Here is a 12036-nt window from a genome sequence, read left to right as displayed (position 1 = left end):
GGCTCAGCAATCTCAAATGACTATGTGATTTCTCGCATGGTCACTTGTGATGCTGATAATCTTTTTGACTATCAGTCCGCACTCACAAGCACCCACACGAATTGCTTGATTCGATTTGTTAAAGAGCGTTTGGTTAAGAGCTTTTCGCCTCAACCGAGGCGCAAATTCTACGCTTTCCTCAGAGCCCGTCAAGCGTTTATTTTGAAGTTTTTTGCGAGAAACTCGTTTAGCTTCAAACACTTGGCTCGCTGCGATCTCTCGTAGCGGGAGGCGAATCATACAGCGTTTAAAACCGCTGTCAACCACCATTTCAACCGCTTGCGATCATTCGATCGTAGCCCTTTCAACTTCACCTTAACTATTTAACTCGTTGAATCTCAAGGAGTTTTTCGTTCCGATGTCGCTGGAAGTGGGGCGCATTATAAGGGGATTCGAAAGCGCGTCAACCCTTATTTTCAGAAATGTTTCATACTGCCCTACCCCGCCCACGGGCGAACTTGGGCAGAGCCCGTGTAATAGCCGGAATACGCAGCAACATCAGTAGAGCGCCAACCCCTGCATAGATCGCCCACTCCCTGAGGTCCGAGCGCACGATCCACAAAAAGTGCAGCAACCCTAAGCCAAGAATCACGTACACCAACCGGTGCAACTTCTTCCACCTGGCCCCCAACCGCCTCTGGCTATAGCGATTCGAGGTCACCGTCAAGGCCAGCAAGCCGAGGAACCCCAGCGCCCCCACAATATTGTAAGGCCGCTTACGCAGCTCCACCGCCAGCTGCCACCAATCCAGCCCCAGAATAAAGAACAGGTAGGCCAGGATGTGCAGCGCGATGTAAGCAAACACCCAGAGCCCCAGCTGCCGACGCACCACGACCCAGCCCGACCAGCCTGTCAGCCTCTGTAGCGGGGTCATGCTCAAGGTCACCAGCAGGAAGGTGAGCGCCCCGAGCCCAAGACGATCCATCATGATCTTGCCGGGGTCCGGCCCCAGCAGATTCATCGCCGCCTCATACAACCACCACGCCGGGAACAGGCACCCCACAACGAAGATGGCCAGGCGAAACCAGGGATAGCGCATCAATAGTTCTTCCGTAGATCTAGCCCGCTGTACAGTGAAGCCACTTCATCAGCGTAGCCATTGAACATTTGTGTTTCGCGCACATTAGGGCTGAACAACCCGCTGGGCAACCGCCGCTCACGCGCCTGGGTCCAGCGCGGGTGGTCGACCGTCGGGTTCACGTTGGCATAAAAGCCATACTCATCCGGTGCCAACCCTTGCCAAGTGGTGCCGGGCTGTTCAGCCACCAGGCTGATGCGCACGATCGACTTGATACTCTTGAAGCCATACTTCCAGGGCACCACCAACCGCAACGGCGCACCATTCTGGTTGGGCAACACCCGCCCGTACATGCCCACCGCGAGGATCGCCAGCGGGTGCATTGCCTCATCCAGTCGCAACCCCTCTCTATAAGGCCAGTCGATCAGGGCGAACCCGGAGCGCTGCCCCGGCATATGCTGCGGGTCTTTCAATGTCTCGAAGCGAACGTAGCGCGCCTTCGAAGTCGGTTCGACCTGCTTGAGCACCTGCGCCAAGGGAATGCCCAACCAGGGAATGACCATCGACCAGGCTTCGACGCAACGCAACCGGTAGATGCGCTCTTCAAGCTGATAGGGTTTAACGAAGTCTTCCAGCGCATAGCGGCCTGGCTTACCGACCTCACCATCCACTACAACCGACCACGGCTCGGTCTGCAGGCTGTCGCCATTAGCCGCCGGGTCGGCCTTGTCGGGGCCGAACTCATAGAAGTTGTTGTAGTGGGTGGCATCCTTGAAAGGCGTGATCGCCTCCCCCGGCACCGTCACAGCTTGCCAGTGAGCAGAAGAAAGCTTGTCACTGAACCAGCCTGGCGCCTTGCCTGCCTCGACATCGGCATATCGACTGGGCTCTGCCGCCAGCCCCATGCGCGGCAATGCACCCAGCGCCAGGCCGGCCAACGAGCCCCCCAGCAGGGTGCGACGGGAAAGGTAGATGCCTTCGGGGGTGATCTCCGACGCCTTGCACTCGGAAGACCTGGGAAGCTTGATGAGCATGGGCGGCTCCATAGCACTGGATAACGGATGTACCAGTAAGACTATGGAGCCGGAGGGTTATTCCAGCATTAAGCGATTTTTACGCTTTGCGCCGGCGCGCCTTCAACAGGAACTGGATCGGCCCCGATGCAGCATAGGCGAGGAAGATCAGCAGCAGGATGCGCGGTGGGTCGCTGAACACCACGGCAAACACCAGCACCACCGCCAGGATGGCCACGAACGGTACGCGACCTTTGAGGTCCAGCTCCTTGAAGCTGTTGTACTTGATGTTACTGACCATCAGCATGCCGGCAGCCGCTACCAACAGCGCCACCAGGAACGACAGCTTGGAGCCCTGGATGCCGTAGTCGCTGAACGCCCACACGGTACCCGCCACCACACCTGCCGCAGCCGGGCTGGCCAGGCCAATGAAGTAGCGCTTGTCGGCGGTGCCGACCTGGGTATTGAAGCGTGCCAGGCGCAGTGCTGCACCGGCCACATAGATGAAGGCGACCATCCAGCCGACCTTGCCCATGTCACCCAGCGCCCAGCCGAAGGCCAGCAAGGCCGGGGCCACGCCGAAGGCAACCATGTCCGACAGCGAGTCGTACTCGGCGCCGAAGGCACTCTGGGTATTGGTCATGCGCGCAACGCGGCCATCCAGGCCGTCGAGCACCATGGCCACGAAGATGGCGATGGCGGCAAAGGCGAAGTACTTGCTCGCCTCACGCGGGTCACCGGCACTCAGGGCGCTCTGCGCGCTCATCGAGCTGATGATGGAATAGAAACCGGCAAACAGGTTGGCGGTGGTAAACAGATTGGGCAGCAGGTAGATGCCGCGGTGACGCACCTTGCGCCCTTCGGCGTCATGCCCTTCTTCAACGTGCTCATCGACAGGTAGCAGGCTTTCGGCGTCGGAGGGCTTGTTCGGCTCTTCGGGACGTTCGCTCATGGAGGGTACCTTGCAACAGGATGGAAAATGTTCGACACGGGCCTGCGAAACAGGTTCTAACGGCAGGCCACTGGTCTGCTTTATACCAGAAGCGGACTGCCAGAACGAAAAAACGCGGCCGAAGCCGCGTTTTTAATCTTTCGATAAGACTTAGTTCTTGGTCTTGTCGACGATTTTGTTAGCCGAGATCCACGGCATCATCGAACGCAGTTGCTCGCCGATGATTTCGATGCCGTGAGCGGCGTTGTTGCGGCGCTTGGCGGTCATCGATGGGTAGTTGGTAGCACCTTCGGAGATGAACATCTTTGCGTATTCGCCGTCCTGGATGCGCTTCAGGGCGTTGCGCATGGCCTTGCGGGATTCTTCGTTGATGACTTCCGGGCCAGTGACGTACTCACCATATTCGGCGTTGTTGGAGATCGAGTAGTTCATGTTGGCGATGCCGCCTTCGTACATGAGGTCAACGATCAGCTTCAGCTCGTGCAAGCACTCGAAGTAGGCCATTTCTGGCGCGTAGCCAGCTTCGACCAGGGTTTCGAAACCGGCTTTGACCAGCTCGACGGTACCGCCGCACAGAACAGCCTGCTCACCGAACAGGTCGGTTTCGGTCTCGTCCTTGAAGGTGGTTTCGATGATGCCGGTACGGCCACCGCCAACGCCCGAAGCGTAGGACAGGGCGACGTTCTTGGCGTTGCCCGAAGCGTCCTGGTAGATAGCGATCAGGTCAGGGATACCGCCGCCTTTGACGAACTCGGAGCGAACGGTGTGGCCCGGGGCCTTCGGCGCGATCATGATCACGTCGAGGTCGGCACGCGGAACAACCTGGTTATAGTGGATCGAGAAGCCGTGGGAGAAGGCCAGGGTAGCGCCCTTCTTGATGTTCGGCTCGATCTCGTTCTTGTACAGCGCGCCCTGGAACTCGTCCGGGGTCAGGATCATCACCAGGTCAGCCGCAGCGACAGCGGTAGCAACGTCAGCAACTTTCAGGCCGTGGGCTTCAGCCTTGGCAACGGTAGCCGAACCTTTACGCAGACCGACGGTAACGTCTACACCGGAGTCCTTCAGGTTGCACGCCTGAGCGTGGCCCTGGGAGCCATAACCGATGATGGCGACTTTCTTGCCCTGGATGATGGAAAGGTCGCAGTCTTTATCGTAGAAAACTTTCATGAAAATACCCCTGATTATATCTCGGCCCCTGCGGAGCCATCGCTAATTTTTGAATTTAGATGCTGAGCACTTTGTCGCCGCGGGCAATGCCGGTAACGCCGCTGCGCACGGTTTCGAGAATCGATGCAGTGCCGATCGCCTGGATGAAGCTGTCCAGTTTGTCGCTGGTACCGCTCAGCTGTACGGTGTACACGCTGGCGGTCACATCGACGATCTGGCCACGGAAGATATCCGTGGTGCGCTTGATCTCGGCGCGCTGGGCACCGGTGGCCTTGACCTTGACCAGCATCAGTTCACGCTCGATGTGAGCGCTTTCCGACAGGTCGACAAGCTTGACCACTTCGACCAGCTTGTTCAGGTTCTTGGTGATCTGCTCGATCACTTCGTCATGGCCAACGGTGGTCAGCGTCAGACGCGACAGGGTCGGGTCTTCGGTCGGCGCCACGGTCAGGCTTTCAATGTTGTAGTTGCGCTGGGAGAACAGGCCGACCACGCGGGACAGAGCACCGGGTTCGTTTTCCAGCAGCAGGGAAATGATGTGCCGCATATCAGGTACGCTCCGTCTTGCTCAGCCACATGTCACGCATCGAGCCATCCTTGATCTGCATCGGATAGACGTGCTCACTGCGGTCAACCGCGATGTCGATGAACACCAGGCGGTCCTTCATCGCAAACGCTTCTTCCAGCTTCGGCTTGAGGTCCTTCAGGCTGGTGATGCGGATGCCCACATGGCCATAGGCCTCGGCCAGCTTGATGAAGTCAGGCAGCGATTCGACGTACGAGTGCGAGTGACGACCGTTGTAGGCCATGTCCTGCCACTGGCGGACCATGCCCAACACACCGTTGTTCAGGTTGACGATCTTCACCGGCAGGCCGTACTGCATGCAGGTGGACAGCTCCTGGATGTTCATCTGGATGCTGCCTTCGCCAGTCACGCAGGCAACGTCCTGGTCCGGGAAGTTGAGCTTGACGCCCATCGCCGCCGGGAAGCCGAAGCCCATGGTGCCCAGGCCACCGGAGTTGATCCAGCGGTTCGGCTTGTTGAAGCGGTAGTACTGCGCCGCGAACATCTGGTGCTGGCCCACGTCGGAGGTGACGAAGGCATCGCCATGGGTCACTTCGCACAGGGTCTCGATGACTTTCTGCGGTTTGATGACGTTGCCGTCGCCCTTGTCGTAAGGGAACAGCTCGCCATTGCCACGCCATTCGTCGATCTGCTTCCACCAGGCATCCAGCGCAACCTTGTCAGGCTGCTCGCCGATTTCCTTGAGGATGCCGAGCATTTCGCTGAGCACGCTGTCGACCGGGCCGACAATTGGCACGTCGGCCTTGATCATCTTGGAAATCGACGCCGGGTCGATGTCGATGTGGATGATCTTGGCGTTCGGGCAGAACTTGGCCGGGCCGTTTACAACGCGGTCGTCAAAACGCGCGCCCACGGCAAGGATCACGTCGGCATTGTGCATGGCCATGTTGGCGGTGTAGCTACCGTGCATGCCGAGCATGCCGAGGAACTGGCGGTCGGTACCCGGGAAGCCACCGAGGCCCATCAGGGTATTGGTGACCGGCAGGTTCAGCGACTTGGCGATTTCGGTCAGCGCTTCGGAGCCACCGCCGAGGATCACGCCACCACCGGAGTAGACGATCGGGCGCTTGGCCGCCAGCAGCATTTCGGCAGCCTTACGGATCTGGCCGGAGTGGCCACGGACCGCCGGGCTGTAGGAGCGCAGCTTGACCTTTTTCGGGTAGACGTATTCGAACTTCTCAGCCGGGTTGGTCATGTCTTTTGGAATGTCGACCACGACTGGACCTGGGCGACCGGATTGCGCCAGGTAGAACGCTTTTTTCAGAACTTCCGGGATCTCGGTCGGGTTCTTGATCATGAAGCTGTGCTTCACGATCGGCCGCGAGATACCGATCATGTCGGTTTCCTGGAAGGCATCGGTACCCACCATGGTGCTAGGCACCTGGCCGGACAGGATGACCATCGGAATGGAGTCCATGTAGGCGGTGGCAATGCCGGTAATGGCATTGGTCGCGCCCGGGCCGGAGGTGACCAGCACCACACCGGCCTTGCCGGTGGCGCGGGCGTAGCCGTCCGCCATATGGGTTGCCGCCTGCTCGTGACGAACCAGGATGTGTTCCACTTCCGGTTCTTTGAACAGCGCGTCGTAAACATGCAGGAGAGCACCACCAGGGTACCCGTAGATGTGCTTAACGCCTTCGTCACGCAAAAAGCGGACGACCATCTCAGCGCCAGATAAAAGCTCCACGTTGTTCACCTCTAAAACGCCAGAATACCGTCCCTAGTGGACGGGTCTTAATAGGTTTACTGCCAAGCAGAGCATGAGCGAAAACGTCAGCACTGACTGAGCAAGTATTGGGAGCACCCCAGAGTGTTGCGGGGTTTTCCCACCCAGCGCGAGGTAACGCGTTGCGGGGTGTAACAGGTCGGCGCGGGTGTGCACCTCATGATCTGCTTAGCGGGTCTGCTTCTGGCAGTCCCTCTACAGCGCAAGTTGGATTCTTGTGATTCGGCGCCAACATGTCAAGAAAAATTATTGCCAATTTTTCCCCAAGATGAATTCCTGCCACCACTAACAATCGCTTCAGCAGCAGAATAAATAAGATTTCCATAAAAAAGGGCCACAATCTGCGGCCCTTGAAGGAAAAACTGAAGAAATCAGGCGGAAGGAGCGATCAATTGGTCAAATGCTGCCAACAGGCGGCGCAGCTCACGACTTTGCTCCGGGCGGTCGGTAAACACGGTCTCGGCCATGACCAGGATGCTGGAGGCGTTGGGCAACGGCTGGCCCAGCTCGATAATGATCTTCATCCGCGGCAGGAAGATCCATTGCAGCCACTGCTCGAAGCTGAGGGTATCGACCGCGAACGGCACGGTACTGGCCAGTGCCTCGTCGCTGGGTGGCTCGTCATCCCACCACCCTTGCACCACCAGTTCACGCTCGATCAGCAACAGGTGGTCGGCAATATCCAGAATACGTTGCTCAATCATCACGAATTGACCCGTGCCTTTTGCCGGGCCAGTGCTGCGCCAGCGCTGTCACCTTGTTTTTCGCGGGCCTGGGCGATGGTGTTCCACAGCTCGGCCTGCAGGCTTGGGCGGCCGTTCGCGTAAGTCAGGCCTCGACGCGCCAACTGCTCGGCCTGCGCCGCATCACCTTGCGACAGGCGTACCTGAGCCAAGCGATACAGCACTTGCGGCTCACGCGGTGCAATGCGCTGTGCGCGCTCCAGGCTCGAAGCAGCGCCGTTGAAGTCACCACTGCCCTGCTGGGTCTGCGCGGTGGTCAGCAGTGCCAGCACCGGACCGTCCAGTTGCTCGTCGGCCGACAGGCCACCCGCAGGAATGCTGCTACGCGGAATGCCGGTTGGCGCGCTGGTGCTTGCCGGGGTGCTGTTCATTGCCGCGATGTCGAACGGTTCGTCGGCAATCGGGTTGGGGTTGGTGGTCATCGGCGCTGAACTGACCGGGCCAGGGGTAATCGGGCCCGGCGTGATTGGCGAGGTGCTGATCGGCGCCGCGCCATTGGCAGCCGGGAACGTCTGGATGCCAGAAGCGCCAGCGCCCTGCGGGATCATCACGGTCACGCCGGAGTCTTCGGGCAACGTCTGCGCTTGCGCGGTGCCCGTGTTATAGCCACCCGCCGAGCGGTTGGCTGTAACGCGCTCACTGTTGGACACGCGAGTGCTCGAATCGACCACCGGAATATTACCGCGCGGGACGCTAGAGCACCCCTGGAGCACAGCCAACGCCGTCACGGCAGGAAACAGCCACTTGTTCACGTCACACCTCATCAATGCAGCCTGTGCTTAATTCATCCAGCCTTTGACCCAGTCCATGACCGACTCTGCTGGATTCTGCTCGCCGCCACAGGTCGCGCCGGCGGGCGGTTCACTCCCGCGAATATACGGCATCTGCACCGCTCCCGGACAGCTGGCATCAGACCCATGACCTGTGTACGGGTCAATCCAGGCCTGCACCACGTTGTCCGGCTGCGGCATGTCCAGCGGCAGCGGGTCGGCCTTCTTCATGAAGCTGGTCCAGACCTGCAGGGCACCGGTGGCACCGGTAAATGGCGTTTTGCCGTTATCGTCACGGCCCATCCACACCACGGCCAGCAGGTCCTGGCTGAAGCCGGAGAACCAGCTGTCGCGCGAGTCGTTACTGGTACCGGTCTTGCCCGCCAGGGTCAGCGAGCGCGGCAGGGTGTTGTACACCGATCGGCCGGTACCTTCACGCATCACCCGCTGCATGGCGTTCTGCACCAGATAGATGGCGCCCGGGTCGAAGGTTTGCTGGATCTGGAACGGGTAGCGCTTGAGCGGCTCGCCTTCGGCAGTGAGCACGCTGCGGATACCGCGCATCGGTGTATTGAAGCCGCCATTGGCGATGGTCTGGTACATGGTCGCAACCTGCATCGGCGACATGCCGCCGGCCCCCAGCAGCATGGCCGGGAAGGCTGGCCAGTCGACATTCACTCCCAGACGGCCGATGGTCTTGATCACGTTGGGCACGCCCACTTCCAGACCGAGCTTGGCAGTCGACAAGTTGTACGAGTTGGCCAACCCCTGATACAGGTAGATGGTCCCGTGCGGGCGGCGGTCATAGTTTTGCGGGCGCCAGACCTGGCCGTCGGCACCTTTGACCGAGAATGGCTCGTCCTGCACCCAGCTGGTCAGGGTGTACTTGCTCGGCTGTTCCAGCGCCGTCAGGTACACCGACGGCTTGACCAGCGAACCGATCGGGCGCACAGCGTCGATGGCACGGTTGAAACCGGCGAAGCCTGCCTGGCGGCTGCCGATCAGGGCCTGGACTTCACCGGTTTCCGGGTTGGTCACGACCATTGCCGACTCCACCTCGTCAGCACCCTTGCGCCCCGCCAGGCGCTTGAAGGTCTCGCTCATCGAGGTTTCGGCCTTCATCTGCAGGATCGGGTCGAAGCTGGTGAAGATACGCAGCCCTTCCTCGGTCAAGTCTTCGTCGCGGTAGTCCTGGCGCAACTGGCGCTTGACCAGGTCGAGGAAGGCCGGGAACGAGCTGTCAGCCAGGCTGCCACGCTTGGTCACACCCAGCGGCATCTTCTTCGCTGCATCGACTTCCGCCTGGCTGGCCACGCCCTGCTCGGCCACAAGGTCGAGCACCAAGTTGCGGCGCGCCAGGGCGCGGTCGGGGTAACGTCGCGGGTTGTAGTAGGACGGGCCTTTGACCATGCCCACCAGCAAGGCGATCTGGTGCAGTTTCAGCTCCGACAGCGGCTGGCTGAAGAAGAACTGGCTAGCCAGGCCGAAGCCATGCACAGCACGCTGGCCATCCTGACCGACGAACACTTCGTTGAGGTAGGCCTCGAGAATCTCACGCTTGTCGTAGTGCAACTCAAGCAGCATGGCCATCATCGCCTCGGTCAGCTTGCGGCTGAGGCTGCGCTCGCTGCTGAGGTAGAAGTTTTTCACCAACTGCTGGGTCAGGGTACTGCCACCCTGGCGCATCGAGCCGGAGGAGGTATTGACCCACATGGCCCGGGCGATGGACTTGGGCGACACGCCAAAGTGGCTGTAGAAGTCGCGGTCTTCGGTCGCCACCAGGGTTTCGAGCAGGTACTTGGGCACCTGGTCGATCTTGATCAGGATGCGGTCTTCAAGGTTTTTCGGGTAGATACCGCCAATCATCAGCGGCTCCAGGCGCACCACATCCAATGCCTTGCCGTTGGCACCGGAAAGGCCCGCCACGTAATCTCCCGAGAAGCGCACGCGCACGAACTGCGCCGGCTCCATGCCCTCGTAGAACTGGAAGCCACGGGTATTGAGGTCGACGGTATTACCGTTGATCGCCGCGGCACCCGGGCCGTTGGCCGCGCTCTCACGGCGGTAGCCGAGCGCATCGAGTTCGGTGAGGAAGTCGTTCTTGCTCAGTTTCTGGCCGGTGAACAACTCCAGTGGCCGGGCATACACCTTGGCCGGGATGGTCCAGCGCTTGCCGGAGAACTTCTCCTGCACAACGGCATCGAGGTAAACCGCGAAGCCGGCAACGATCACCAGGCCTACCAGGCTGAGCTTCAAAGCCCAGCCCAGCCAGGCGCGGGAGCGGCCGGTCGGGCGTTTCGGAGGGGTACGGGGATTTCGGGTTCGGGTCATGGCGGCGGATTATACGCACTTTATAAAGGCTGGGCAGACGGCCCGGCGGTAGGCAGGGACGGCACCATTGACCATAATGGCGCATTCGAATTCCCTGCCCCGGATGGATTTCCCGTGAGCCAAGCCCTTATCACTGCGTTGCAGAACCCAGCCCTGTACCCTCACCCTGTGGATGGGTTCCAGCTCATCGAGACGCATATCTCCTGGGTGCTGCTCACCGGCGAGTACGCCTACAAGATCAAGAAGCCTATGAACTTCGGCTTCCTCGACTTCACCAGCCTGGACCAGCGCCAGCATTTCTGTAACGAAGAGTTGCGCCTGAACCAGCGCATGACCGACGGCCTGTACCTGGAAGTACTGCCGGTCACCGGCAGCGTCGATGCGCCGCAGATCGGTGGCGAAGGCGAGGCCATCGAATACGCCCTGAAAATGCGCCAGTTCCCCCAGGGGCAGATGCTCAGCACCCTGCAGGCCAACGGCGAACTGAATGCCGCGCACATCGACCAGATGGCCCGGCAAATCGCCGAGTTCCACCTGCAGACCCCCAAGGTACCTGCCGAGCAGCCCTTCGGTTCGCCTGAAAGCGTCATGGCTCCGGTCGAGCAGAACTTCGAGCAGATCCGCCCATTCCTGACCGAGAAGGCGGACCTTCAGCAACTGGACAACCTGCAGGCTTGGGCACGGAGCAGTTTCGAGCGACTGCAAGGCCTTTTCGCCTCGCGCAAGGCCAATGGTTTCACCCGCGAGTGCCATGGCGACATCCATCTAGGCAACGCCACCCTGATCAATGGCCAGGTGGTGATCTTCGACTGCATCGAGTTCAACGAACCGTTCCGCAAGACCGATGTCTGGGCCGACACCGGCTTCCTTGCCATGGACCTGGAAGATCGCGGCCTCAAGTGCCTGGCACGACGCTTCATCAGCCAGTACCTGGAGCTGACAGGCGATTATGAAGGCCTGGAAGTGCTCAACTTCTACAAAGCCTACCGCGCCCTGGTACGGGCCAAAGTCGCGCTGTTCAGCATGCCGGCCAATGCCGATGGCGTGCAACGGGCCACCACCCTGCGCACCTACCGCAACTACGCCAACCTAGCAGAAAGCTACAGCGCCATTCCTTCGCGCCTCCTGGCCATCACCCACGGCGTTTCGGCAGTGGGCAAGAGCCATGTAGCAATGCGCCTGGTGGAGGCCTTGGGCGCCATTCGCGTGCGCTCTGATGTCGAGCGCAAGCGCCTGTTCGGCGAACAACAGCAGGCCGACGCTGGCCAGCTGAGCACTGGCATCTATGGCCAGGACGCCAATGCAGCGACCTACCAGCGCCTGCACGAAGTGGCGGCAACCGTGCTGCGTGCCGGTTTCCCGGTGGTACTGGATGCCACCTACCTCAAGCGTGGGCAGCGCCAGGCTGCGGCCGGCGTTGCCAGCCAGACCGGTGTGCCATTCCTGATTCTCGACTGCCACGCCCCGGATGCGGTCATCGCCAGCTGGCTGGAGCAGCGCCAGGCGCAGAACAGCGACCCGTCGGATGCCACGCTGGAAGTGGTCAAGGCCCAACAGGCCAGCCGTGAGCCGCTGGATGCGCAGGAGCTTGGGCAAAGCACCCAGGTCGATACCCAGACCGCCGGCAGCATGGACCAGGTGATCGAGCAGATTCGCCAGCGCTTGCCTGGGCTGTAAGTTCGCCGCTCTCC

General features: G+C 60.4%; 10 protein-coding genes. 1 reads left to right on the top strand and 9 read right to left on the bottom strand.

Translation table 11 applies throughout. The annotated features are described in order from the left end of the window. Positions 1–466: 466 nt before the first annotated feature. The 9 genes from msrQ to mrcB all read right to left on the bottom strand — a co-directional run bounded on the left by msrQ (position 467) and on the right by mrcB (position 10345). Positions 467–1078, bottom strand: coding sequence for a protein-methionine-sulfoxide reductase heme-binding subunit MsrQ (gene msrQ / locus ACF8MI_RS22760; protein WP_200928803.1), 612 nt, complete (start codon positions 1076–1078; stop codon positions 467–469). Beyond that, the gene (gene msrP, locus ACF8MI_RS22755; protein WP_104833943.1) at positions 1078–2091 is read right to left on the bottom strand and encodes a protein-methionine-sulfoxide reductase catalytic subunit MsrP; all 1014 of its coding nucleotides are present in this window, start codon (positions 2089–2091) and stop codon (positions 1078–1080) included. The genes msrQ and msrP overlap by 1 nt, the downstream gene beginning before the upstream one ends. A 79-nt stretch (positions 2092–2170) precedes the next feature. Continuing rightward, positions 2171–3022 (bottom strand): CDP-diacylglycerol--serine O-phosphatidyltransferase, encoded by an 852-nt coding sequence (gene pssA / locus ACF8MI_RS22750; protein ID WP_003250045.1) that lies wholly within the window; start codon positions 3020–3022, stop codon positions 2171–2173. A 150-nt stretch (positions 3023–3172) separates the two neighbouring features. Further along, positions 3173–4189 (bottom strand): ketol-acid reductoisomerase, encoded by a 1017-nt coding sequence (gene ilvC / locus ACF8MI_RS22745; protein WP_003250043.1) that lies wholly within the window; start codon positions 4187–4189, stop codon positions 3173–3175. A 55-nt stretch (positions 4190–4244) separates the two neighbouring features. Then, positions 4245–4736 (bottom strand): acetolactate synthase small subunit, encoded by a 492-nt coding sequence (gene ilvN, locus ACF8MI_RS22740; RefSeq protein ID WP_003250040.1) that lies wholly within the window; start codon positions 4734–4736, stop codon positions 4245–4247. 1 nt (position 4737) lies between these two features. After that, positions 4738–6462, bottom strand: a complete 1725-nt coding sequence (locus ACF8MI_RS22735; protein ID WP_060498430.1) for an acetolactate synthase 3 large subunit — start codon at positions 6460–6462, stop codon at positions 4738–4740. 410 nt (positions 6463–6872) lie between these two features. Then, a complete protein-coding gene (locus tag ACF8MI_RS22730) occupies positions 6873–7205 on the bottom strand; it encodes a YqcC family protein (protein WP_041167876.1) in 333 nt (110 codons plus the stop codon). Next, positions 7205–8008, bottom strand: a complete 804-nt coding sequence (locus tag ACF8MI_RS22725; RefSeq protein WP_086974321.1) for a tetratricopeptide repeat protein — start codon at positions 8006–8008, stop codon at positions 7205–7207. The genes ACF8MI_RS22730 and ACF8MI_RS22725 overlap by 1 nt, the downstream gene beginning before the upstream one ends. 15 nt (positions 8009–8023) lie before the next feature. Then, positions 8024–10345 carry a penicillin-binding protein 1B gene (gene mrcB / locus ACF8MI_RS22720; RefSeq protein ID WP_060498418.1) on the bottom strand — a complete coding sequence of 774 codons (2322 nt, stop codon included), beginning with the start codon at positions 10343–10345 and terminating at the stop codon, positions 8024–8026. Between the two features lie 114 nt (positions 10346–10459). Between mrcB and ACF8MI_RS22715 the strand changes: the two genes are divergently transcribed. Further along, complete coding sequence (locus ACF8MI_RS22715) at positions 10460–12022, top strand: bifunctional aminoglycoside phosphotransferase/ATP-binding protein (RefSeq protein ID WP_200928804.1); 1563 nt, start codon at positions 10460–10462, stop codon at positions 12020–12022. Positions 12023–12036 lie beyond the last annotated feature (14 nt).

The sequence above is a fragment of the Pseudomonas sp. yb_9 genome, assembly GCF_043103635.1.
Taxonomy (GTDB): Bacteria; Pseudomonadota; Gammaproteobacteria; order Pseudomonadales; family Pseudomonadaceae; genus Aquipseudomonas; species Aquipseudomonas monteilii.
This window is presented reverse-complemented; position numbering and strand designations above follow the sequence as displayed.

Excerpts from the sequence above, each read along its gene's own strand:
- pssA (WP_003250045.1), bottom strand. The coding sequence starts at position 3,022 with ATGAGCGAACGTCCCGAAGAGCCGAACAAGCCCTCCGACGCCGAAAGC.
- ilvC (WP_003250043.1), bottom strand. The coding sequence starts at position 4,189 with ATGAAAGTTTTCTACGATAAAGACTGCGACCTTTCCATCATCCAGGGC.
- mrcB (WP_060498418.1), bottom strand. The coding sequence starts at position 10,345 with ATGACCCGAACCCGAAATCCCCGTACCCCTCCGAAACGCCCGACCGGC.
- ACF8MI_RS22725 (WP_086974321.1), bottom strand. The coding sequence starts at position 8,008 with ATGAGGTGTGACGTGAACAAGTGGCTGTTTCCTGCCGTGACGGCGTTG.
- ilvN (WP_003250040.1), bottom strand. The coding sequence starts at position 4,736 with ATGCGGCACATCATTTCCCTGCTGCTGGAAAACGAACCCGGTGCTCTG.
- msrQ (WP_200928803.1), bottom strand. The coding sequence starts at position 1,078 with ATGCGCTATCCCTGGTTTCGCCTGGCCATCTTCGTTGTGGGGTGCCTG.
- msrP (WP_104833943.1), bottom strand. The coding sequence starts at position 2,091 with ATGCTCATCAAGCTTCCCAGGTCTTCCGAGTGCAAGGCGTCGGAGATC.
- ACF8MI_RS22730 (WP_041167876.1), bottom strand. The coding sequence starts at position 7,205 with ATGATTGAGCAACGTATTCTGGATATTGCCGACCACCTGTTGCTGATC.